The following is a 24,579-nucleotide window of genomic DNA, read 5'->3' as shown; positions in this document are numbered from 1 at the left end:
GAATAAATACGTTCAGTGGCTGCCTGTACCTAAAACCTGACCCGTCTTATTCTGCGGCTGCATTTTTCGCAATAAAGACGAGGGGAAACTGTACCCGGAGAATCATTATGGAAAGAATGCGTTTGTCGCGAGAAATCATTGAAACCTGTCTGGAAATGACCAGCCTTGGATTGAATCAGGGGACGGCGGGAAATGTGAGTGCGCGTTATGAAAACGGGATGCTGATCACGCCCAGCGGTATTCCTTACGAAAGACTTACTGAAAACATGATCGTGTATGTAGATAACGACGGGAAATATGATAAAGGACAATTACCCTCCAGTGAATGGCGTTTTCACCTGGCGGCATACCAGACGCGTCCGGATGCCAATGCGGTTGTCCATAACCATGCCGTACACTGCACGGCCATTTCAATTCTTAATCGCCCTATCCCGGCAATTCACTACATGATTGCAGCGGCGGGGGGGAACTCTATTCCGTGTGCGCCTTATGCGACGTTTGGTACACGAGAGCTGTCAGAGCATGTGAGCGTCGCCCTGAAAAACCGTAAGGCAACGCTTTTACAGCACCATGGGTTGATTGCTTGCGAAGCGAATTTGGAAAAAGCACTGTGGTTGGCGCATGAAGTGGAAGTTCTGGCCCGTCTGTACCTGAGCACGCTGGCGATTGTTGACCCGGTGCCGGTGCTGAATGACGAGGAGATCGCTATTGTGCTGGAGAAATTCAAATCTTACGGATTACGCATTGAAGAGTAATTTCGCATAGCGAAAAGGAGAAATACAATGGCGAACAGAATGATTCTGAATGAAACGGCATGGTTTGGCCGGGGGGCTGTTGGCGCATTAACCGATGAAGTTATTCGTCGCGGTTATCGCAAGGCGTTGATTGTGACTGATAAAAATCTGGTGCAGTGCGGCGTTGTTGAGAAAGTGACTTCCCGAATGGATGCTGCAGGTCTGGCATGGGAAATCTATTCAGGCGTTATTCCTAATCCAACCATTGCGGTAGTGCAGGAAGGATTGAGTGTCTTTCAGCAAAGCGGCGCAGACTATCTGATAGCAATCGGCGGAGGCTCCCCGCAGGATACCTGTAAGGCGATTGGCATTATCAATAATAATCCTGAGTTTGCTGATGTACGCAGCCTTGAAGGGTTATCGCCGACACGCAACCCAAGTGTGCCGGTTATGGCTATCCCAACCACCGCGGGAACGGCGGCGGAAGTGACCATTAACTACGTGATCACCGACGAAGAAAATCGGCGCAAGTTTGTTTGTGTTGATCCACATGACATCCCGCAGGTGGCGTTCATCGATGCTGACATGATGGACGGCATGCCTGCTGCGTTAAAAGCCGCTACCGGAGTGGATGCACTGACGCATGCCATTGAAGGGTACATCACGCGGGCGGCGTGGGCATTGACCGATGCGCTGCACATCAAAGCCATTGAAATTATTGCCGGGGCATTACGCGGTTCGGTTGCGGGCGAAAGCCAGGCGGGTGAATCGATGGCGCTGGGCCAATACGTAGCCGGGATGGGCTTTTCCAACGTAGGTCTGGGATTAGTGCATGGCATGGCACACCCGTTAGGCGCGTTTTATAACACGCCGCATGGCGTAGCGAATGCTATTTTGCTGCCGCACGTGATGCACTATAACGCCGAATTCACTGGGGAAAAATTCCGCGATATCGCCCGGGTAATGGGGGTTAAGGTTGAAGGGCTGACATTGGCGCAAGCACGTAAAGCAGCAGTGGATGCCGTCTTCGCCCTTAACCGCGATGTAGGGATCCCCCTGCACTTACGCGATGTTGGCGTACGTAAAGAGGATATTCCTGCGCTGGCGCAGGCGGCATTAGACGATGTATGTACCGGGGGGAATCCGCGTGAAGCGAGCCTTGGGGATATCGTCGAACTGTACCATACTGCCTGGTAATCACCTGGCGTTTATCTGGCCTACAGGGTTATACGTTAAGTAGGCCGGATAAACGCAACGCCATCCGAAAATAAGACTACCGTGCCAGCCGTAGCTGCTGTAGGTTTCCGTCGATATGTAACTCCGTTTGCAGCCGCGCGATATCGCGGCACAAAAACGCCATCTCCCGATGTTCTTCGAGTTTCTTGCGCCATTTCTCCGGTACGTCATCCAGATGTTCATACAGTGCTTCCAGCGTTGGAAACTGCGTCAACAATTGTGTGGCGCTTTTAGGACCAATACCGGCAACCCCAGGTATCTTAGAACTGCTGATCCCTGCCAGTCCCCAGTAATCAGGCAACTGTTGCGGCAGTACGCCGAACTCTTTCTCGATAAACGGCGCATCCAGCCAGCGTTTCTGGAAATAATCGCGAATACGCAGTGTTGGGGAGAGTAGCTGACAATAGCCTTTATCGGTTGAGACGATGGTTGCCTGATGTCCGGCCTGGCTAACTTTCACCGCCAGAGTTGCGGCTAAATCATCGGCTTCATTCCCGCTGGATTCCCAGCAGCAGACACCGCGCTGTTCAAAAGCGGCGCGTAAGGCGGGCATTTCCTTGTGTAAATCGTCAGGCATTGGCGGGCGACCGGCTTTGTAGTCAGGTAAGCGTTGGTGACGCCAGCCGCTGTTGCGCGCTTCGTCATCAAATACCGCCACGGCGTGTGTGGGCTGACTGTGCACAATCAACTGATCGAGCGCGTGCTGGCACGTCTCCACGCAGGGTGAGCCCTGTACGGCGTGAATTCGGCGGATAAGATTCAGTGCATCGACAATGAGCAGATGGACGGCCACGGTGTTCTCCCTAACAAATCAGTCTGTAGGGTAACATTCACGGCGAGTGGAGGCGAAGATCTGATACAACATTTTGCCGGATGGCGGCTGAAGCCTTATCCGGCCTACAAATGAATACGGCACTGTAGGCCGGATAAGCTTGCGCCATCCGGCAATGGAGTGGGACTTAATCGCAGGTGACAATTTTCATTGCCAAACCGCCGCGAGATGTTTCGCGGTATTTGGCATTCATGTCTTTACCGGTTTCGTACATGGTCTCGATAACTTTATCGAGGCACACGCGTGGCTCACTGGTACGGCGCAGCGCCATACGTGCGGCGTTAACCGCTTTCACGGACGCAATCGCGTTACGCTCAATGCACGGTACCTGTACCTGGCCGGCAACTGGATCGCAGGTCAGACCCAGGTTATGTTCCATACCGATTTCCGCCGCGATGCACACCTGCATTGGACTACCACCCAGCAGTTCAGCCAGACCAGCCGCTGCCATGGAGCAGGCCACGCCAACTTCACCCTGACAGCCGACTTCGGCACCAGAGATAGAGGCGTTCATCTTATACAGTGAACCAATGGCGCTCGCGACCAGCATGTAGCGTGCCAGCGAGTTAGCGTTCACTTCACGGATAAACTTGTCGTAATACGCCAGTACGGCAGGAACAATCCCGCATGCACCGTTGGTTGGCGCGGTAACTACACGTCCACCTGCTGCGTTTTCTTCGTTCACGGCTAGCGCGAACATGTTGATCCAGTCAACAACCGCCATCGGGTCAGTGGTGGTTTTGTCGCTGCTGACCAGCATGCGACGCAGCGCAGCAGCACGACGCGGAACGCGCAGTTTGCCCGGCAATACACCTTCGGTGGTGATGCCGCGCTCAATCCCGCTACGCATCACTTCCCAGACGTTAGCAAAGTGCTGTTCCAGCTCTTCTTTGCTGTGCAGCGCCAGTTCGTTTTGCATCATCAGACCGGAAAGTGACAGGCCGGTTTCCTGGCAATGACGTTGCAAATCAGCTGCGGATTTATACGGATACGGCACGTTTACCGGAGAGTTATTCGGTAAACCAAAATGTTCTTCATCAACGATGAAACCACCGCCAATGGAATAGTAAGTCTGGCTGTAAATGGCTTTTTCGCCTGCCAGTGCGGTAATACGCATTCCGTTTTCGTGCAGGGACAGATTGTCCGCATGGAAATTCATGCACTTGTCGACCGGGAACTCGACCTCATGTTGACCGCCTGCCAGCAGCAAACGCCCATGAGTATTCACATCCTGGATAAATGAAGGGATGGCATCAATGTCTACGGTATCCGGCAGATTACCCGCCAGGCCCATAATAATCGCGATGTCGGTATGGTGACCTTTTCCCGTCAGAGATAAAGAGCCATAGACATCAACCACTACGCGGGTTACGTCAGTGAGAATTCCGCGTGCAATCAGGTCATCCGTGAATTGTTTGCCTGCTTTCATCGGGCCAACAGTGTGGGAGCTGGAAGGGCCAATGCCGATTTTGAAAATATCGAATACGCTAATCATGAGGCGTCCATTGTGTATCGAGATGCGCCGCCCCGAAGAGCGGCGCAGGGGAATTAACTGAACAGAGAGTAGAAAATAGCGGAGATAGCGATCAGGCCCATAATCACAACGAAGACGTTGCTGATATGGCCGCTGTACTTACGCATTGCCGGAACTTTCTGGATGGCATACATCGGCATCAGGAACAGAATCATCGCGATGATTGGGCCACCCAGGGTCTCAATCATACCGAGGATGCTCGGGTTCAGCGTCGCCACAATCCAGGTGGTTACCAGCATGAACAGTGCAGTGATTTTGTTCAGTTTGTTGATTTCGATGGATTTGCCTTTGCCGCGCAGAGACTTAATCACCATCCCGTTGAAGCCTTCACGTGCGCCCAGGTAGTGGCCGAGGAAGGATTTGGTGATAGCGATAATCGCGATGATCGGTGCCATCCAGGCAATAATCGGCGCGTTAAAGTGGTTCGCCAGGTAAGACAGAATCGAGATGTTCTGCTCTTTTGCTGCTGCCAGGTCCGCCGGAGTCAGGCTGAATACACAGCTGAAGACGAAGAACATAACGGTCAGTACCATCATGATGTGAGCGAATGCCAGAATCTTGGAGCATTTCTTCTCAGCTTCATCACCGTACTCTTCACGCTTCGCCACGGCGAAGGAGGAGATGATCGGGGAGTGGTTGAAGGAGAACACCATTACCGGAATCGCCAGCCACAGGGTCAACAGCAGGCCGTTCCCGGTGGTTGCCGCAGAGTCAAAAGACATGGTTTCCAGAATCGCACCGCTCCACTGAGGGATCAGATACAGCGCCAGCAGCATCAGAGCCGCAACGAACGGGAATACCAGGATGCTCATCGCCTTAACGATCATCTGCTCACCGAAGCGCACGATGGTCATCATGCCGACAATCAGGATCAGAGACAGGATTGCACGCGGCGGAGGAGTAATCGCTAGCTGATGGGTCAGGAAGCTTTCAACGGTATTGGTGATTGCTACGCTGTAAACCAACAGAATCGGGTAGATAGCGAAGAAGTAGAGCAGGGTAATCAGTTTACCTGCGCCAACGCCGAAGTGTTCTTCTACAACTTCGGTGATGTCTTCACCCGGATTTTTACCGGACAGCACAAAGCGAGTCAGACCGCGGTGTGCAAAGAAGGTCATTGGGAAGGCAAGGATCGCCATGATGATCAGCGGGATCATACCGCCTACGCCTGCGTTGATCGGCAGGAACAATACACCCGCGCCAATCGCCGTGCCGTAAAGGCCCAGCATCCACATGGTGTCTGTCTTGCGCCATGCGCTGCGGGTCTGGCCCGTAACGATAGTGCTGGTTTGAGTGTTTTCCATCTATTTCTCCTGGAGGAAGCTTAAAAAGCCGGGTTTGAGGTCAATCCAATGAGAAAGTACCCGGCTGTAAATCGAAATTCGTTGAGCGATTTTTATATAATTTTTCGCCGTAATAATTTTCGGGCGGAAAGATACATTTTAGTAATGAATGTATCAGTGATCGGGATCCCAAATGCAATAATCCACCTTTTATGTGGATAAATTTGGGCCATTAATCTGTTAAAAAATAGTCAAAGCGAATTTACGGGCGCGAAGGCTAACATTAACGACATATCTCATGAAAGCGAAGGCGCGAAGATAGGCGTGTTCAGCTGTAAAAACTGTTGTTTTTAGATGATTTCGGCGACTAATAATAATTTACTAAGATAAATCACGGTTGGTTTTTCAAGGTAATCGTTTGCGTGGCACGCTGTTTTTAATGAATCATCACTGGTATTTATGTGATTGTCAGAGCTATGTGACTGGTATCACTAAAAAAAGCCGGGAGGCAAATGCGCCAAACCCGGCTTTGATATGGACAAAACTGTCATCGCTATAGTGCTGCTAGCGGGTGTAGAAGGTTAGGCGCAGATCTCGTAACAAGGGATATACGCAGTGCCCGGTAACTTCATACGATGTTGTGCAACAAAGCCCTGCAGGAGATCGTCCATACGGCGCATCATTTCGCGGTCACCGTGGATTTTGTATGGGCCAAACTCTTCAATAGCGCGGATGCCGACTTCCTTCACGTTACCAGCCACAATACCGGAGAATGCGCGACGTAGATCGGCCGCCAGTACTTCAACGGGTTGATCCGGGTACAGCTTCAGGTTGGCCATGTTTTCATGGGACGGTTCGAACGGCATCTGCAGATCGGGCGCGATACGAATCGACCAGTTAAAGCTGTAAGCATCACCTGTGTCGCGACGGTTTTCTTTCACCAGCGGCATCGCTTTTTTCATCAGACGCGCCACTTCCGCTGCATCGTCAATGATAATGCGATAGTGGCGACGCGCATCTTCCCCCAGCGTGTGCACGATAAATTCGTCCAGCACGCGGAAGTAATCCGCACTCTCTTTTGGTCCGGTCAGGATCAGTGGTAGAACCTGATCTTTGTTGGCCGGATTCATAAGGATCCCCAGCAGATACAGCAGCTCTTCTGCTGTCCCTACGCCACCCGGGAAGATGATAATACCGTGGGCGATACGCACGAACGCTTCCAGACGTTTTTCAATGTCCGGCATGATGATCAGTTCGTTTACCAGCGGGTTAGGCGGTTCAGCGGCGATGATTGACGGTTCGGTCATGCCAATAAAGCGGCTGTCTTTGTATCGCTGCTGGGCGTGGCCTACCGCAGCGCCTTTCATTGGCGCTTCCATCGCTCCTGGACCGCAGCCGGTACAGATGTTCAGTTCGCGCAGGCCCAACTGGGTGCCGACGCGACGAGCGTACAGGTACTCATTTTCGTTGATTGAGTGACCGCCCCAACAGACGACCATGTTCGGCGCTTCACCGACGTGCAGCGCCCGGGCATTACGCAGGATCGAGAATACGAGGTTGGTGATATGGACCGAGCTTTCGAGATCCAGATGCTGAAAACGACCGGCGTTATGGATCTGGCCATTGACGAACAGAATGTCGCGCAGCACGGCAAACAGGTTAGCCTGTAGCGCACGAATAATGCGTCCATCAACAAACGCATCTTCAGGTGGGTTGATCAGTTCCAGCTTCACGCCCCGTTCGCGGCGCAGTACGTTAATATCGAAACTTTCAAAGCGTGACAGCAGTTCTTTACTGTTGTCGGTCAAACTGCCGGAGTTCAGAACGGCAAGCGAACAGTTACGAAACAGTTGATACAGGTCGCTGCTGGCCGTGCGTTTAAGCATATCGACTTCCAGCTGCGACAACATGTCCATTGAGCCAAGCGGGCTAATATGTGTAATCAAGTAAACTCCTTATGGGACGCAACACGTCATTCCCTGTGATTACAATAGCCCTGGCTTATGACCTTTCACAACCTTGTGCGCGGAATCCGACACGCAAAATTGAGAAAAAAGATTACTGACGCACCAGACGACCGGTTGCCGGAGTGAAATCGGTGTTGGTGCGCCATGGGTTAATGTCCAGGCCACCACGTCGCGTGTAGCGTGCGTAAACGCTCAGTTTCTCCGGCTGGCAGAAGCGCAGAATGTCATTGAAAATGCGTTCCACACACTGCTCGTGAAATTCATTATGGTGGCGGAAGGAGACCAGATAACGCAGCAGTTTCTCCCTGTCGATTTTCCGTCCGCGATACTGAATTTGTATGGAGCCCCAGTCGGGCTGATGGGTAATCAGACAGTTGGATTTCAGTAGATGGCTGACCAGTGTCTCTTCCACTGCCTTTTCACCGCTCACGGCATTTTCCAGATACGCAGTGCTGAACTGGTAGTTATCGATGACGATATCCTGATTGTCGATACAGGTGCCGTTAAAGTGGGCTATCGGCTGCCCTTCCAGTTCGTCAAGGCGGTACAGCGCCACGCTGACATCGCCCTGAGCGCAGGCGCGAAGATCGTTTTCCAGTGTCTGACGTACCGCATCCCAGGAATCAAAACGCGTCTGATTAAAACTGTTCAGGTAAAGCTTAAAGCTTTTCGATTCAATCAGATTTACGCTGGTGTAATCCAGTTCCACGTGACCGACTGCGACCTGGGGTAAGCCGTTGGTATTCAGCCACGACAGTTCATACAGCGTCCAGATATCTGCACCGTGAAAAGGCAGGGTATCGGCCTTTAAATCCAGCGGATCGCGGTTTAGGCTGCGCGGAACGCCCTGCAACAGACTTGCATCGTAATTGTCTCGGTAATCCGTTGATTTACCTAGAGTCAGGCCGTCAAGCGCCTGATGATTTTCATAAGAGGACATGTTTCACCGTCATAAACCAGATACACTATGCGACAAGTGTATCCTGGCTTTTGTGAAGAGAGAAATCAGTGGACGAATTGACAGCGCAGGCGTTGGTAGCCTTTACGACGCGTTATTGCGACGCATGGCATGAAAAAAACAACAGTTGGCCACTCAGTGAAGAGCTGTATGGCGTACCTTCTCCGTGCATCATTTCTTCCACAGACGATGCGGTATTTTGGCAGCCTCAACCTTTTGTCGGCGAAAAAAACCTCAATGCGGTTGAACGGGCATTTGATATTGTGATACAATCTGCCGTTCACGCTTTTTACACCACCCAGTTTGCCGGGGATATGCACGCGCAGTTTGCGGATGAAAAGCTGACGCTGCTGCAGACCTGGAGTGAAGATGACTTCAGGCGCGTTCAGGAAAACCTGATTGGTCACTTGGTTACGCAAAAGCGACTTAAGCTTTCGCCTACGCTTTTTATTGCCACACAAGATAATGAGCTTGACGTCATTTCGGTGTGCAATCTGTCCGGTGAAGTGTGCAAAGAAACGCTGGGAACCCGTAAACGAACGGTGCTGGCGGCCTCACTTGCGGAATTCCTCACTCAACTTAAGCCAGTTCTGTAATCCTGTTTGCCCTGAATCTTGTGAGAGATCTCTTACATCCCCTGTAGGACATTGCCAGGTGATAAGTAAAGACTTAATGAATTGATAAAATAATAATTTATTATTATTCAATTGGTTAGTCTTTTATTGTCAACTTTCATACGAAAATAATCGTAAGGGTAAGCCTGTAAGCATCTTGTAAGACAAAGCGAAACAGGCGATTCTATATCTGTCGACAAGGAGTCGCACAACGAAGAGAACATCAGGATGATGGCTCTTCACCTGGACACACCAGGACGGTGTTGCAAGGACAGGCTTCAGGACGAAGCAAAGAGGAAGACGCTGGATGCGTTAAAGGACACCTCCAGGACGGAGAATGAGAGCCGGTCAGGATGTTCGGCGGGTCAGGATGGCCAGGATACTTCAGGATGAAGTTTTCACATCGGGGTGATGTGAGCAGGATGCAAAAGTTCAGGATGAACAAGGTCGCAAGACCACAGGAAAAGTTGTCACGGATGAGCAGGGAGCACTAAAAGTAGCTGGAATGCTGCGAAACGAACCGGGAGCACTGTTTTTACAGTGCTCCCTTTTTTTATTTCCCTCCACTAGTGCTATTCTTCGCGCCAGATTTTTCATCATTGAGGTTTATTTCATGACGACTCATGACCGTGTGCGCCAGCAGTTACACGCACTTGAAGCGCTACTGCGTGAACATAATCACTGGCGGATGGATGAGCCAGCAGAGCATCTGTTTACCAGTACGCAGCCTTTTTGTATGGATACCATGGAGCCGGTCGAGTGGCTGCAGTGGGTGTTGATTCCCCGCATGCATACGCTACTCGATAACGCGCAGCCGCTTCCGCAGGCTTTTGCCGTTGCACCGTATTACGAAATGGCGCTAGCAGCCGATCATCCGCAACGCGACATTCTCCTGGCGGCATTGCAGGAGCTGGATGCGCTGTTTACCAGTGATAACGCCTGATGCTGGAAATTCTTTATCAGGACGAATGGCTGGTTGCAGTCAATAAACCTTCGGGCTGGTTGGTTCACCGCAGTTGGCTCGACCGGGATGAGAAAGTGGTGGTGATGCAAACGGTGCGAGACCAAATTGGTCAGCACGTTTTTACCGCCCATCGACTCGACAGACCAACCTCCGGTGTGCTGCTGATGGGACTGTCCAGCGAAGCCGGGCGTTTGTTGTCTCAGCAGTTTGAACATCATCAAATTCAGAAACGCTATCATGCGATTGTGCGTGGCTGGCTGATGGATGATGCCGTGCTGGATTACCCGTTGGTCGAAGAGCTGGATAAGATTGCCGATAAGTTTGCCCGCGATGATAAAGGCCCGCAGCCTGCCGTCACCCATTATCGCGGCCTGGCAACGGTAGAAATGCCGGTAGCGACCGGGCGTTATCCAACTACCCGTTACGGGCTGGTGGAGCTGGACCCTAAAACCGGTCGCAAGCACCAGCTCAGACGCCATCTGGCGCACTTGCGCCATCCGATTATCGGCGACAGTAAGCATGGTGATTTACGGCAAAATCGCAGCGCCGCAGAGCATTTCGGTTGTCAGCGATTAATGCTGCATGCCAGCCAGCTTGAGCTGACCCATCCTTTCACCGGCGAACCGCTGGTTATTCGCGCCGGGCTGGATGACGTCTGGATGCAGGCGCTATCACAGTTTGGCTGGCGCGGACTTCTCCCTGAGAATGAAAGGGTTGAGTTCAGCGGGCTGTCAGGTCAGGATGAGCAGATAGATTCTTAAGTCCCAGGAGATTACGGTTATGGCGGAAATTGGAATTTTTGTCGGCACAATGTACGGAAACGCGCTGCTGGTTGCCGAAGAGGCCGAGGCCATTTTGACGGCACAGGGTCATAAAGCCACGGTGTTTGAAGATCCGGAGCTTAGCGACTGGCAGGTATATCAGGATAAATATGTGCTGGTGGTGACCTCAACGACCGGGCAGGGCGATCTGCCCGATAGCATTGTGCCGCTGTTTCAGGGGATCAAAGATAATCTCGGTTTCCAGCCAAATCTGCATTACGGAGTCATTGCGCTGGGCGACAGCAGCTACGTTAATTTCTGCAATGGTGGCAAACAGTTTGATGCGCTGTTACAGGAGCAAAGCGCACAGCGCGTGGGTGAAATGTTGCTGATTGACGCCAGCGAACATCCTGAACCGGAAAGCGAATCCAACCCCTGGGTCGAAAACTGGGGAACCTTGCTCAAATAATCTCTCGCCCGTATGGGCATACAACTCCCATTTGAACCGTAGGCCGGGTCAGGCGAAGCCGCCACCCGGCAATAAAACCCCAATTACGTGAACTAACTTCCACTGCTTTGGGCTTATGCCCCAAACAACTTCTTACTGCCTCCCGAATGTTGTGTTCATGCACGGTGAGGGTAAGAGCCACTCCTTCATATACTTTTCCCGTCAGTTCCCGAAAAGGCAGCGAGTCAGAATAAAACGGCCCTGAGCTGTACCAAAACTGCCACACACTAACCTCTCATTCTGATCACCCTACAGGTGCTGTACAGAATGAACTGGCGAAAGCCAAGATTCAGGAGTGCAACAATGAGTTCATTAAGTCAGGCGGCGAGCAGCGCGGAAAAACGCACTAACGCTCGTTACTGGATCGTGGTGATGTTGTTTATCGTCACATCCTTCAACTACGGCGATCGCGCCACCTTATCCATTGCCGGTTCGGAGATGGCCAAAGACATTGGTCTGGATGCGGTAGGGATGGGTTATGTATTCTCCGCTTTCTCATGGGCCTATGTTATCGGCCAGATCCCTGGCGGCTGGTTGCTTGACCGCTTCGGTTCAAAACGTGTTTATTTCTGGTCCATCTTTATCTGGTCCATGTTTACCCTGCTGCAGGGCTTCGTCGATATCTTTAGCGGCTTCGGCATTATCGTTGCGCTGTTTACGTTGCGATTCCTTGTCGGTTTAGCTGAAGCACCTTCCTTCCCCGGCAATAGTCGTATAGTTGCGGCATGGTTCCCGGCACAGGAGAGGGGCACAGCGGTCGCAATCTTTAACTCTGCGCAGTACTTTGCCACCGTTATTTTTGCGCCAATCATGGGGTGGCTGACCCACGAAGTGGGCTGGTCGCATGTGTTCTTCTTTATGGGCGGCCTCGGGATTGTTATCAGCTTTATCTGGCTGAAGGTGATTCATGAACCAAACCAGCACCCGGGCGTAAACCAAAAAGAGCTGGAGTACATTGCTGAAGGCGGGGCGCTGATCAATATGGATCAGGCGGCCGCCAAAGCTAAAGTGCCGTTCAGCGTGAAGTGGGGGCAAATCAAACAGCTGCTGGGCTCACGGATGATGATCGGTATTTACATCGGGCAATACTGCATTAACGCGCTGACCTACTTCTTTATCACCTGGTTCCCGGTTTATCTGGTGCAGGCTCGCGGTATGTCGATTTTGAAAGCTGGTTTTGTCGCTTCGGTCCCGGCCATTTGCGGATTCGCCGGCGGCGTGCTCGGCGGCATTATTTCCGACTGGCTGATGCGCCGTACCGGTTCGCTAAATATCGCCCGTAAAACGCCAATCGTACTCGGCATGCTGCTGTCGATGGTGATGGTGTTCTGTAACTACGTCAACGTGGAGTGGATGATCATCGGCTTTATGGCGCTGGCCTTCTTCGGCAAAGGTATCGGTGCGTTGGGATGGGCGGTGATGGCTGATACTGCACCTAAAGAGATCAGCGGTCTGAGCGGCGGTTTGTTCAACATGTTTGGCAATATCTCCGGTATCGTCACGCCAATTGCTATCGGCTACATCGTAGGGACCACCGGCTCGTTTAACGGCGCGTTGATTTACGTCGGGGTGCATGCGTTGATTGCGGTGGTGAGCTATCTGGTACTGGTGGGCGATATTAAACGTATCGAACTGAAACCTGTCGCAGGACAATGATGATGACAACACAATCGAGTCCCGTTATTACCGATATGAAGGTCATCCCGGTGGCCGGTCATGACAGCATGCTGCTCAATATTGGCGGTGCGCACAATGCATATTTCACCCGCAATATTGTGGTTCTTACCGATAACGCCGGCAATACCGGCGTCGGTGAAGCGCCGGGCGGCGAAGTGATTTATCAGACGCTGGTTGACGCTATCCCGATGGTATTGGGTCAGGAAGTTGCGCGCCTGAATAAGGTGGTACAGCAGGTGCATAAAGGCAACCAGGCCGCTGATTTTGACACCTTTGGCAAAGGTGCCTGGACCTTTGAACTGCGGGTAAACGCGGTGGCGGCGCTGGAAGCGGCGCTGCTCGACCTGCTGGGTAAGGCGCTGAACGTGCCGGTTTGTGAACTGTTAGGGCCGGGCAAGCAGCGCGATGCGGTCACCGTACTCGGCTATCTGTTCTACGTGGGCGATCGCACAAAGACCGATTTACCGTATCTGGAAAGCACGCCGGGAAACCATGAGTGGTATCACCTGCGTCACCAGCAAGCGATGAACAGTGAGGCGGTGGTTCGTCTGGCTCAGGCTTCGCAGGATCGCTACGGCTTTAAAGATTTCAAACTCAAAGGCGGTGTACTGCCTGGCGAGCAGGAAATCGACACCGTTCGTGCGCTGAAAAAATGCTTCCCGGATGCGCGTATTACGGTTGATCCCAACGGTGCCTGGTTGCTGGATGAAGCCATCTCCCTGTGTAAAGGGCTGAACGATGTTCTGACCTACGCCGAAGATCCATGCGGCGCTGAACAGGGTTTTTCTGGCCGCGAAGTGATGGCCGAGTTCCGCCGTGCAACCGGTCTACCGGTAGCAACCAACATGATAGCCACCAACTGGCGTGAAATGGGCCATGCGGTGATGCTGAACTCAGTAGATATTCCGCTGGCCGATCCGCACTTCTGGACCCTTTCCGGCGCGGTACGCGTGGCACAGTTATGCGATGACTGGGGACTGACCTGGGGCTGCCACTCTAACAATCATTTTGATATTTCGCTGGCGATGTTCACCCACGTTGGCGCCGCTGCGCCGGGCAACCCGACGGCTATCGACACCCACTGGATCTGGCAGGAGGGCGATTGCCGTCTGACCAAAAATCCGCTGGAGATTAAGAACGGGAAAATTGCTGTTCCTGACGCGCCTGGACTGGGCGTAGAGCTGGACTGGGATCAGGTTAACAAGGCTCATGAAGCCTACAAGAGACTGCCCGGCGGCGCGCGTAATGACGCAGGCCCAATGCAGTATCTGATTCCTGGATGGACTTTTGACCGTAAACGTCCCGTTTTCGGCCGCCACTAATTTTGAATAAGGACTTAATTATGAGCGCACAATTTTCTACCCCATTGGTTACCTCTATGCAGGTTATTCCGGTTGCGGGTCATGACAGTATGCTGATGAACCTGAGCGGCGCACATGCTCCATTCTTCACGCGCAATATTGTGATTATTAAAGATAACTCCGGTCATACCGGCGTGGGTGAAATTCCCGGCGGAGAAAAAATCCGCAAAACGCTGGAAGATGCGATCCCGCTGGTGGTAGGCAAAACGTTAGGTGAATACAAAAACGTGCTGAATGCGGTACGCAATACTTTTGCCGATCGTGATGCGGGCGGTCGCGGTTTGCAGACCTTTGATTTACGTACCACTATTCATGTGGTTACTGGGATCGAAGCGGCCATGTTGGATCTGTTAGGTCAGCATCTGGGCGTAAACGTCGCCTCTCTGCTGGGTGATGGACAGCAGCGTAGCGAAGTTGAAATGTTGGGTTACCTGTTCTTCGTGGGTAACCGTAAGGCAACGCCGCTGCCGTACCAGAGTCAGCCGGATGAGAAGTGCGACTGGTATCGTCTGCGTCATGAAGAGGCGATGACCCCGGATGCGGTAGTGCGCCTGGCGGAAGCTGCGTATGAGAAGTACGGTTTCAACGACTTTAAACTGAAAGGCGGCGTGCTGGCCGGGGAAGAGGAAGCGGAATCTATCGTTGCGCTGGCGAAGCGTTTCCCGCAGGCCCGCGTCACGCTGGATCCGAACGGTGCGTGGTCGCTAAATGAAGCGATTAAGATCGGCAAATATCTGAAGGGTTCTCTGGCCTATGCGGAAGATCCGTGTGGCGCCGAGCAGGGCTTCTCTGGTCGTGAAGTCATGGCGGAATTCCGTCGTGCAACCGGTCTGCCGACCGCCACCAACATGATCGCCACCGACTGGCGTCAGATGGGGCATACGCTGTCGTTGCAGTCCGTGGATATCCCACTGGCGGACCCGCACTTCTGGACCATGCAGGGTTCTGTCCGCGTGGCGCAAATGTGCCATGAGTTTGGGTTGACCTGGGGATCGCACTCTAACAACCACTTTGATATTTCGCTGGCGATGTTTACGCATGTCGCGGCAGCGGCTCCGGGCAAAATTACTGCGATTGATACCCACTGGATCTGGCAGGAAGGCAATCAACGCCTGACCAAAGAGCCATTTGAAATCAAAGGCGGCATGGTGCAGGTTCCGGCAAAACCGGGTCTGGGCGTGGAGCTGGATATGGATCAGGTCATGAAAGCGCATGAGCTGTACCAGCAACATGGATTGGGGGCGCGTGATGATGCGATGGGAATGCAGTATCTGATCCCGAACTGGACGTTTGATAATAAGCGTCCGTGCATGGTACGCTAAGCGGGCTGGGACCGCTCCCATTGAGGGGCGGTTTTTATCCTAGTATATGCTTAACACAGTCAACATGCGTAAGGATGCTTTATGAAAATAGTAATCGCACCGGATTCCTATAAGGAAAGTTTGAGTGCGCTTGAAGTGGCAACGGCTATTGAGCAGGGGTTTCGTGAGATCTGGCCCGATGCGGATTACGTGAAGATTCCGGTTGCAGATGGCGGTGAAGGAACGGTCGAAGCGATGGTTGCCGCAACGCAAGGTCACCTTGTGCATGTTGATGTTACCGGCCCTTTGGGCAACACAATTCAGGCATTTTATGGTTTATCCGGTGATGAGCGCTCGGCGTTTATCGAAATGGCGGCCGCCAGCGGACTGGAACAGGTTCCTGCGGGGTTACGCGATCCGCTGAAAACGACATCCTGGGGAACCGGGGAGTTAATCCGTCATGCATTGGACGCTGGCGTTGAGCATATCATCATTGGAATTGGCGGAAGCGCCACCAATGATGGCGGTGCCGGGATGGTGCAAGCGCTGGGAGCAAAATTGCTGGATGCGCAAAATAACGATATTGCCCATGGCGGGGCTGGCCTCGAATCGCTCGCTCGGATTGATATTTCTCAGTTAGACCAGCGACTTGCTGCGTGTCGTATTGAAGTGGCTTGCGACGTGACTAATCCGTTGACCGGTGAAGAGGGCGCTTCTGCGGTTTTTGGCCCGCAAAAAGGGGCGACGCCGGAGATGATTACCCGCCTGGATCGGGCACTCACGCACTATGCGCAACTCATTGCCCGCGATCTGGACGTCAACGTGCTGGATCTGGCCGGCGGTGGAGCCGCTGGTGGTATGGGGGCGGCGCTATATGCGTTTTGCGGCGCACAGTTGCGCTGCGGTATTGAGATAGTAACGGATGCGTTGCACCTTGACGCCTGCGTTGCGGATGCGGATTTAGTGGTCACGGGTGAAGGGCGCATTGATAGTCAGACCATTCACGGTAAGGTTCCGGTTGGCGTGGCGAAGGTCGCAAAGCGTTACAACAAACCGGTTATCGGCATTGCCGGTAGCCTGACGGCGGATGTCGGTGTGGTCCACGAGCATGGGCTGGATGCGGTTTTCAGCGTCATCTATACCATCTGTACCCTGGATGAGGCGCTAAAGAACGCGAGCGACAACGTACGAATGACGGCGCGAAACGTGGCCGCAACGCTTAAAGCCGGGCAGCAATTACGCTGAGTTGTAGGTTGGATAAGGCGGTCACGCCGCCTTCCTGCGAATATCACCCCAACAACTTCTTCGCTTCGCGCGCAACGTTGTCCATTTCATCCAGAAGCTCTAAAAACTCAGGCTCCAGCTCTTCTTCCTTGGTCCCGCTACGTAATTGCTGCTCAATAAGCTGACACAGGTTTTTCATGCGGGGAACGCCGCTATAACCGCAGCTGCCGTGCAGCTTGTGGATCATATCCACCAGACCTTCAGGGTTTTCACCGACCAGCTGTTCTTCAATTTTGTTACGTACTTCGGGCAGAAAATCGAGCAGCATTTGCAGCATATCCCGCGCCAGATCGTTTTTACCTGCGGCTTGTCTTAATGCTAACTGCCAGTCGAGTGTGGTATTCGGATTGACTACCGGCTCAACGGGTTCAACGGCGATCGCCCTAAGCGCTGTGCTTGCGCCGGGTTTGTAGCGTAACAGCAGATTATGCAGCTTATCTTCTTCGATAGGCTTCGCCAGGTAATCGTTCATCCCGGCGCTGAGCAGCTTCTCTTTCTGCCCGGCCATGGCGTGTGCGGTGACCGCAATGACCGGTGTCTGCTGTTGATGAGGAAGCTGGTGGATTAGTTCACAAGCGCGAATGCCGTCCATGTCTGGCATCTGAATATCCATCAGGATCAGATCAAATTGCATTTGTCTGGCGCGATCCACCGCTTGATGCCCACTGTCGCAGAGCACGACGTGCTGCACCTTATCTTCCAACAGTGCGCCAATCAGCTTGAGGTTCGCAGGGTTGTCGTCTACCGCCATAACGGTCATCGCAATTTTGCTATCGTCTAACAGCAGCGGATCCGCGCTGTGATTCACCTGACAATACTCTGTCAGCGCAGGCAGTAAGCGAGTTGAGGTGAGAGGTTTCAACAGACATGCCGCCGCGCCGCCCTGTTTTAACTTCTCGGCGTTAATCTGCGCATGGCAAGGCAGGGCCAGTAACAAAAAGTCGGTCATCGCCGCAGCGTTTGCCAGCCGCTCATGCTGCATGGTGAGCGGTTCGCGTAAAGTAACCGGAATGCCGAGCAGCAGAATATCGTAGTGATCCTTCGGCAGCCCGGAGAATGAAGGGCTGTAAATCACCTCCAACGGCGTTTCGCTCAAGATATCTAATGTGCACTGTGCGGCAGTGGCGTTCGGTTCGACGTAGGCCAGTCTTTTACCGGCCAGGCAGAGCGTGGTTGAGCGGTCAACGAGAACGTTAGGGTTAAGATCGAGGCTGATATGGAACCAGAACGTGGAACCCCGGTTCGGTTGACTATGGAAGGAGATATCCCCGCCCATTTCGTTGACCAGTTTTTGCGTAATGACCAGGCCCAGCCCGGTACCGCCGTGGCGGCGGGAAATACTGGCATCCGCCTGGCGGAAGGCCTGGAACAAGCGTGACTGATCGCGCTCAGGAATACCAATTCCGGTATCGCGGATTTGTACTTCAATCTGCACTTTCGTGTTACTTAGGGCGCGCTTCTCGACCAGAATGTCGATATTGCCGCCTTCGGTAAATTTGATGGCATTGCCAACCAGATTAGTGATTACCTGCTGTAAGCGCAGCGGATCGCCGATGACGTTGTCCGGCACGTCATTCTTAATATTTAGCGTCAGCTCAAGCCCTTTATCATGGGATGAATGCGCTAACAGCGTAACGACGTCATCCAGCGTGCTGCGCAGCGGGAAGGGAATGCTTTCCAGAATCAGCTTGCCCGCCTCAAGTTTGGAGAAGTCGAGTACATCATTGATGATAGCCAGCAGATTGTTAGCCGAGCGTTCAATGGTATTCAGGTGATCGCGCTGCGTGGTGTTGAGCTCGGTTTTTAGCGTAAGACGGGTGAAGCCAATCACGCCATTCAGCGGTGTTCGCAGTTCGTGCGACATGTTAGCCAGAAACTCAGACTTAATACGCGCCGCTTCCTGAGCGCGTTTCTTCGCCAGATCCAGTTCGACGTTCTGGATTTCCATCTGCTCCAGCGTTTCACGCAGGTCAGAGGTGGCCTGATCGATGTTGTGCTGCATCTCTTCATGGTAAGCTGCAAGTGACATCGCCATCGAGTTGATACCATTTTTGAGCATATCCAGCTCGCCCAGCATGAAACCTTCCACGCGGCTGTCGAGCTGTCCTCTACGTATTCGGTCAACGGTATTCACCATATTGCGAATCGGGCCGGTTACGTCGCGCATCAGACGCCAGCCAAAAATTAACGCAATACCAATACAAAACAGCATCATTACGCTGGAGATAAAGATCTCTTTGTACTGCTGCAATCGCACGGACTTAAGATCCAGCTCAAGCGCCACATACCCCAGCATATTTTTGGTGTTTTTCGCATCGCTTACGGCGGATTCATCTGGTGAATAGCTTTCCGATATAATCGGGGTACGCAGGATCATGATATCCCCGTGCCGGGTGACGCTCAGCTTACGGGGAAACGGTGAACCTGTCGCCAACTGCATTTCAGACGGATCGAGATGAAAATTAGAGGTGACGAACAGTCGGTTATTTTCGTCATAAACAGAAATTGCCCGCACGATATCGGAATGGCGACGATGCAGCACGCTGATAAGCTGGCCGATAGATTCCCTGTTTTGCAGGTTCATGCCATATTCGCTGGAGACCGCGAGTGGTTCTATGATGCTGGCACCAGCATCTTCCAGTTGACGCTGCAAGTCGTTATAGCGATGCACAACAAAAAAGATACTGAGCAACAAACCTATCAGGACGGTCGGGGCCAGGATCAGAATCATCATGCGTGCGCGCAGGCTGTAGTTGGTCATGGAGTTCCGTTATGGGACAATTAGGGTCACACTGTTAAATAGAGAAATATCTCGTCGATGGCGCAATTCTACTCTGCAAAACGACGCGTGACGACGCGTCAGATCATAACCGTTACCGTCAATGACCTCGATCCTTTTGGTCAGGGCGTCGCTCGCCATAACGGAAAAGCGTTGTTTATACCGGAATTGCTACCCCAGGAAAGCGCCGAGGTGGTGATTACCGAAGATAAAAAACAGTTCGCCCGCGCGCAAGTAAAACGACGTTTGAACAACAGCCCTGAGCGTGAAGTGCCACGTTGCCCGCATTTTGGCGTATGCGGCGGTTGCCAGCAGCAGCATGCCAGCATCTCGTTACAGCAGCGTAGTAAAAGCGCGGCGTTGTCGCGTTTAATGAAATGTGACGTGTCGGATGTTATAGCTGATACGCCGTGGGGCTATCGTCGTCGTGCCCGATTGAGCCTGAACTATCGGCCAAAAGAACAAAAATTGCAGATGGGGTTTCGTAAATCAGGCTCCAGCGACATTATCGATGTCAAACAATGCCCTGTTTTGGTGCCCCAGCTTGAAGCGTTATTGCCCCATCTCAGGGCGTGTCTGGAAAGTCTTCAAGGGTTACGCCACCTTGGACATGTTGAACTGGTGCAGGCAGGGAGCGGAACCCTGATGATTTTGCGCCACACGGCGCCATTAAGTGCAGCGGATAAAGAAAAACTGGAATGCTTTTCGCATTCTCTGGGGCTGTCTTTGTTTCTGGCCCCGCAAAGCGAGATACTGGAATCAATATCAGAAGAATCACCCTGGTATGACTCAAATGGACTACGGTTAACCTTCAGCCCGCGTGATTTTATTCAGGTCAATGAAGGGGTAAACCAGCAAATGGTAGCCCGTGCGTTGGAATGGCTCGATGTTCAACCTGAAGATCGCGTACTCGATCTGTTCTGCGGAATGGGCAATTTTACTCTGCCGCTGGCAACTCGGGCAGCAAGCGTGGTTGGCGTGGAAGGTGTTCCGGCGTTGGTGGAAAAAGGTCGGGAGAACGCGCTGAATAACGGATTACACAATGTGACGTTCTTTCATGAAAACCTTGAGGAAGATGTTACCCGGCAGCCGTGGGCGAAAAACGGATTCGACAAAGTTTTGCTCGATCCTGCGCGTGCGGGGGCTGCAGGTGTGATGCAACATATTATAAAATTAGAACCTATACGCGTTGTTTATGTATCCTGTAACCCGGCAACGCTGGCTCGTGACAGCGATGCTTTGCTCAATGCGGGATACGCCATCCGGCGGCTGGCGATGCTCGATATGTTCCCGCACACTGGACACCTGGAATCAATGGTCCTGTTTGAGCGTTTGTAATGAACTTAATACCCATTGGATTTCGCCTTGTAATGCTGTGTGAAAGACAATGGGTTCGGCTTGTCGACTTCGACAGGCCATGCCCCTTAAGGAGAGGACGATGGTTGCGGTAAGAAGTGCACATTTAAATAAAGCTGGTGAGTTTGATCCCAAGAAATGGATCGCGAGTCTGGGGATCTCCAGCCAGCAGTCGTGTGAACGCTTAGCCGAAACCTGGGCGTACTGCCTCCAGCAGACACAGGGGCATCCGGATGCGGATCTGCTGCTGTGGCGTGGTGTGGAGATGGTAGAAATTCTCTCCATGTTGAGCATGGATATCGACACGCTGCGTGCAGCAATGCTGTTCCCACTGGCTGATGCCAACGTGGTAAGTGAAGACATCCTGCGCGAGAGCGTGGGCAAATCCATTGTTCATCTTATCCACGGCGTGCGTGATATGGCGGCGATACGCCAGCTTAAAGCCACGCATACCGATTCAGTTTCTTCCGAGCAGGTCGATAACGTCCGCCGCATGCTGCTGGCAATGGTAGATGACTTCCGCTGTGTGGTCATCAAGCTGGCAGAGCGGATTGCCCATCTGCGTGAAGTGAAAGACGCGCCGGAAGATGAACGCGTTCTGGCGGCAAAAGAGTGCACCAATATCTATGCGCCGCTGGCCAACCGTTTGGGAATTGGGCAATTAAAATGGGAGCTGGAAGATTACTGCTTCCGTTATCTGCACCCAGCTGAATACAAACGCATTGCCAAGCTGCTGCATGAACGTCGTATCGACAGGGAGCATTACATTGATGAGTTCGTTGGTCATTTGCGCTCAGAGATGAAAACGGAAGGCGTCAAAGCTGAAGTGTACGGGCGTCCGAAGCATATCTACAGCATCTGGCGCAAAATGCAGAAAAAGCAGTTGGCCTTCGATGAACTGTTCGATGTGCGCGCAGTGCGTATCGTGGCAGAGCGTTTACAGGACTGCTATGCCGCGCTCGGGATAGTACATACTCACTATCGCCATCTGCCGGATGAGTTTGATGACTACGTCGCGAACCCGAAACCCAACGGCTACCAGTCAATCCATACGGTTGTGCTGGGGCCGGGCGGGAAAACTATTGAAATTCAGATCCGTACCAAACAGATGCACGAAGATGCCGAACTGGGCGTCGCGGCACACTGGAAGTACAAAGAGGGCACTGCTTCAGGCGCCGCGCGCTCTGGTCATGAAGATCGTATTGCATGGCTGCGTAAGCTGATCGCCTGGCAGGAAGAGATGGCAGATTCTGGTGAAATGCTGGATGAAGTTCGTAGCCAGGTCTTTGATGACCGCGTGTACGTCTTTACGCCGAAAGGCGACGTTGTGGATCTGCCTGCAGGCTCCACGCCGCTCGATTTTGCTTACCACATTCATAGTGATGTGGGGCATCGTTGCATTGGCGCGAAAATTGGTGGACGCATCGTACCGTTTACCTACCAACTACAGATGGGCGATCAAATTGAAATTATCACCCAGAAACAGCCAAACCCAAGCCGCGACTGGTTGAACCCTAACCTTGGCTACGTAACCACCAGTCGTGGGCGTTCGAAGATCCACGCCTGGTTCCGTAAACAGGATCGTGATAAGAACATTCTTGCAGGTCGCCAGATCCTCGACGATGAACTGGCGCATTTAGGCATCAGCCTGAAAGAAGCTGAAAAACATCTGCTGCCGCGCTACAGTTTCAATGAGCTGGATGAACTGCTGGCGGCGATTGGCGGAGGAGACATCCGCCTCAACCAGATGGTGAATTTCCTGCAGGCGCAGTTTAATAAGCCAAGCGCTGCCGAACAGGATGCCGCCGCGCTGAAACAGCTTCAGCAGAAAACGCACGCACCGCAGAGTCGCCGTAAAGACGACGGTCGTGTCGTGGTGGAAGGGGTAGGTAACCTGATGCACCACATCGCTCGCTGCTGCCAGCCGATTCCAGGCGATGAGATTGTCGGGTTTATTACCCAGGGACGCGGTATTTCTGTGCACCGGGCGGATTGTGAACAGCTGACTGAGCTGCGCTCCCATGCGCCGGAACGTATTGTTGATGCGGTCTGGGGCGAAAGTTACTCTGCAGGGTATTCGCTGGTGGTTCGCGTCCAGGCCAACGATCGCAGTGGCTTGTTACGTGATATCACCACGATTCTCGCCAACGAGAAGGTAAACGTGCTGGGAGTTGCCAGCCGGAGTGATACCAAACAACAGCTTGCCACCATTGATATGACCATCGAAATCTACAACCTGCAGGTGCTCGGGCGCGTGCTCGGCAAGCTGAACCAGGTACCGGATGTGATCGACGCACGTCGTCTGCACGGTAATTAATCATAATGTAGGCCGGATAACCTTGTAGGCCTGATAAGACGCGTTAGCGTTGCCATCAGGCATTGCTATGTTGCCGGATGTTGCCTTATCCGGCCTACTGTATTGAAATTTCAGGATATTCCAATGAATCAAATCGACCGACTGCTCGGTATTATGCAGCGCCTGCGCGACCCGGAGAACGGCTGTCCGTGGGACAAAGAGCAGACATTCGCCACTATTGCTCCTTATACCCTCGAAGAAACTTATGAAGTGCTGGACGCGATTGCGCGAGAAGACTTCGACGACCTGCGTGGAGAGTTGGGGGATCTGCTGTTCCAGGTGGTGTTTTACGCCCAGATGGCTCAGGAAGAAGGGCGCTTCAACTTTGATGATATTTGCGCTGCGATAAGCGATAAGCTTGAACGCCGCCACCCGCATGTTTTTGCTGACGTTTCTGCCAGTAACAGCACCGAGGTGCTTACCCGTTGGGAGCAAATCAAAACCGAAGAACGTGCTGAGAAGGCACAGCATTCCGCGCTCGACGATATTCCCCGTAGTTTACCGGCATTAATGCGCGCCCAAAAAATCCAGAAACGCTGCTCAAATGTTGGCTTCGACTGGAAAACATTAGGACCGGTTGTCGACAAGGTTTACGAAGAGATCGACGAAGTCATGTTTGAGGCGAAGCAGGCTGTTGTCGACCAGGCTAAACTGGAGGAGGAAATGGGCGATCTGCTGTTTGCCACGGTCAATATGGCCCGGCATTTAGGCACTAAAGCAGAGACCGCATTGCAGAAAGCGAACGAGAAGTTTGAGCGGCGTTTTCGTGAGGTTGAGCGAATTGTGGCAGCTCGCGGTCTGGAAATGACTGGTGTTGATCTGGAAACTATGGAAGAAGTCTGGCAACAGGTAAAACGGCAGGAAATTGATCTCTAAGGGATTTCGTCGGTCAAGGGCGATTTGTGTGATTTTTTAAATAACAAGCGCTTGATTTACGTCAAAAACATTTACCCCAAAGGGGCTATTTTCTCACTCCCGATGTTAATGTGAGCCTGGTGAAGAGGAGGAATAATGAAAGTTTGTGGCGCTCGTCATGTTCGGGTATACTACTTTCCCGTCTTGGTAATTCCATCG

The 24,579-nt window shown here is 52.6% G+C and carries 19 protein-coding genes; 13 read left to right on the top strand and 6 right to left on the bottom strand.

Going from position 1 to position 24,579, the window contains the following annotated elements; all coding sequences use genetic code 11:
- Positions 1–107 precede the first annotated feature (107 nt).
- Together fucA and fucO are read left to right on the top strand one after the other, a co-directional pair.
- Positions 108–755: an L-fuculose-phosphate aldolase gene (fucA, locus tag OGV98_RS01065; RefSeq protein ID WP_200018309.1), complete on the top strand. Its 648-nt coding sequence runs from the start codon at positions 108–110 to the stop codon at positions 753–755.
- 27 nt (positions 756–782) lie between these two features.
- The gene (gene fucO, locus OGV98_RS01060) at positions 783–1,931 is read left to right on the top strand and encodes a lactaldehyde reductase (RefSeq protein ID WP_200011455.1); all 1,149 of its coding nucleotides are present in this window, start codon (positions 783–785) and stop codon (positions 1,929–1,931) included.
- 76 nt (positions 1,932–2,007) lie between these two features.
- On the opposite strand, the gene xni is transcribed toward fucO, so the two are convergent.
- The 5 genes from xni to queF all read right to left on the bottom strand — a co-directional run bounded on the left by xni (position 2,008) and on the right by queF (position 8,526).
- Entirely contained in the window at positions 2,008–2,763 is a 756-nt protein-coding gene (gene xni, locus OGV98_RS01055; RefSeq protein ID WP_202581021.1) for a flap endonuclease Xni, read from the bottom strand.
- 166 nt (positions 2,764–2,929) lie between these two features.
- Entirely contained in the window at positions 2,930–4,297 is a 1,368-nt protein-coding gene (locus OGV98_RS01050) for an L-serine ammonia-lyase (RefSeq protein ID WP_003840371.1), read from the bottom strand.
- A 53-nt stretch (positions 4,298–4,350) separates the two neighbouring features.
- Positions 4,351–5,640, bottom strand: coding sequence for an HAAAP family serine/threonine permease (locus OGV98_RS01045; protein ID WP_003034073.1), 1,290 nt, complete (start codon positions 5,638–5,640; stop codon positions 4,351–4,353).
- A 560-nt stretch (positions 5,641–6,200) separates the two neighbouring features.
- Positions 6,201–7,565: a nucleotide 5'-monophosphate nucleosidase PpnN gene (gene ppnN, locus OGV98_RS01040; protein WP_003034076.1), complete on the bottom strand. Its 1,365-nt coding sequence runs from the start codon at positions 7,563–7,565 to the stop codon at positions 6,201–6,203.
- 112 nt (positions 7,566–7,677) lie between these two features.
- The gene (queF, locus tag OGV98_RS01035; RefSeq protein WP_003034084.1) at positions 7,678–8,526 is read right to left on the bottom strand and encodes an NADPH-dependent 7-cyano-7-deazaguanine reductase QueF; all 849 of its coding nucleotides are present in this window, start codon (positions 8,524–8,526) and stop codon (positions 7,678–7,680) included.
- Positions 8,527–8,594: 68 nt separating this feature from the next.
- Here queF and syd point away from each other — a divergent pair, with 68 nt between their 5' ends.
- The 8 genes from syd (at position 8,595) to OGV98_RS00995 (ending at position 16,975) form a co-directional block, all read left to right on the top strand.
- On the top strand, positions 8,595–9,140 hold the full coding sequence (gene syd / locus OGV98_RS01030) for a SecY-interacting protein (protein WP_213758574.1): 546 nt from the start codon (positions 8,595–8,597) through the stop codon (positions 9,138–9,140).
- A gap of 631 nt (positions 9,141–9,771) precedes the next feature.
- Positions 9,772–10,101, top strand: coding sequence for a YqcC family protein (locus OGV98_RS01025; RefSeq protein ID WP_003034091.1), 330 nt, complete (start codon positions 9,772–9,774; stop codon positions 10,099–10,101).
- Positions 10,101–10,883, top strand: coding sequence for a tRNA pseudouridine(65) synthase TruC (gene truC, locus OGV98_RS01020; RefSeq protein ID WP_106902280.1), 783 nt, complete (start codon positions 10,101–10,103; stop codon positions 10,881–10,883). Before OGV98_RS01025 ends, truC begins: the two co-directional genes overlap by 1 nt.
- 19 nt (positions 10,884–10,902) lie before the next feature.
- Entirely contained in the window at positions 10,903–11,352 is a 450-nt protein-coding gene (locus tag OGV98_RS01015; protein ID WP_003846536.1) for a flavodoxin, read from the top strand.
- Between the two features lie 342 nt (positions 11,353–11,694).
- Positions 11,695–13,047 carry a galactarate/glucarate/glycerate transporter GudP gene (gene gudP / locus OGV98_RS01010; RefSeq protein WP_003034105.1) on the top strand — a complete coding sequence of 451 codons (1,353 nt, stop codon included), beginning with the start codon at positions 11,695–11,697 and terminating at the stop codon, positions 13,045–13,047.
- 2 nt (positions 13,048–13,049) lie between these two features.
- Entirely contained in the window at positions 13,050–14,390 is a 1,341-nt protein-coding gene (locus OGV98_RS01005) for an enolase C-terminal domain-like protein (protein ID WP_044699743.1), read from the top strand.
- Positions 14,391–14,410: 20 nt separating this feature from the next.
- Positions 14,411–15,751 (top strand): glucarate dehydratase, encoded by a 1,341-nt coding sequence (gudD, locus tag OGV98_RS01000; RefSeq protein ID WP_003034111.1) that lies wholly within the window; start codon positions 14,411–14,413, stop codon positions 15,749–15,751.
- Between the two features lie 81 nt (positions 15,752–15,832).
- Positions 15,833–16,975: a glycerate kinase gene (locus tag OGV98_RS00995; RefSeq protein ID WP_016150912.1), complete on the top strand. Its 1,143-nt coding sequence runs from the start codon at positions 15,833–15,835 to the stop codon at positions 16,973–16,975.
- A gap of 43 nt (positions 16,976–17,018) precedes the next feature.
- Here the strand turns inward: OGV98_RS00995 and barA are convergent, their stop codons facing one another.
- A complete protein-coding gene (gene barA, locus OGV98_RS00990) occupies positions 17,019–19,775 on the bottom strand; it encodes a two-component sensor histidine kinase BarA (RefSeq protein WP_003840349.1) in 2,757 nt (918 codons plus the stop codon).
- Between the two features lie 57 nt (positions 19,776–19,832).
- Here barA and rlmD point away from each other — a divergent pair, with 57 nt between their 5' ends.
- The 3 genes from rlmD to mazG all read left to right on the top strand — a co-directional run bounded on the left by rlmD (position 19,833) and on the right by mazG (position 24,381).
- The gene (rlmD, locus tag OGV98_RS00985; RefSeq protein ID WP_032938359.1) at positions 19,833–21,131 is read left to right on the top strand and encodes a 23S rRNA (uracil(1939)-C(5))-methyltransferase RlmD; all 1,299 of its coding nucleotides are present in this window, start codon (positions 19,833–19,835) and stop codon (positions 21,129–21,131) included.
- 100 nt (positions 21,132–21,231) lie between these two features.
- Positions 21,232–23,466: a GTP diphosphokinase gene (relA, locus tag OGV98_RS00980; RefSeq protein WP_003034123.1), complete on the top strand. Its 2,235-nt coding sequence runs from the start codon at positions 21,232–21,234 to the stop codon at positions 23,464–23,466.
- 123 nt (positions 23,467–23,589) lie between these two features.
- Complete coding sequence (gene mazG, locus OGV98_RS00975; protein WP_003840346.1) at positions 23,590–24,381, top strand: nucleoside triphosphate pyrophosphohydrolase; 792 nt, start codon at positions 23,590–23,592, stop codon at positions 24,379–24,381.
- Positions 24,382–24,579: the final 198 nt, after the last annotated feature.

Origin of the sequence: Citrobacter sp. Cf136 (genome assembly GCF_030333815.1) — a bacterium.
Lineage (GTDB): Bacteria > Pseudomonadota > Gammaproteobacteria > Enterobacterales > Enterobacteriaceae > Citrobacter > Citrobacter freundii.
Note: the sequence above shows the minus strand (reverse complement) of the source record. Positions and strands in the feature narration are given on the sequence as shown.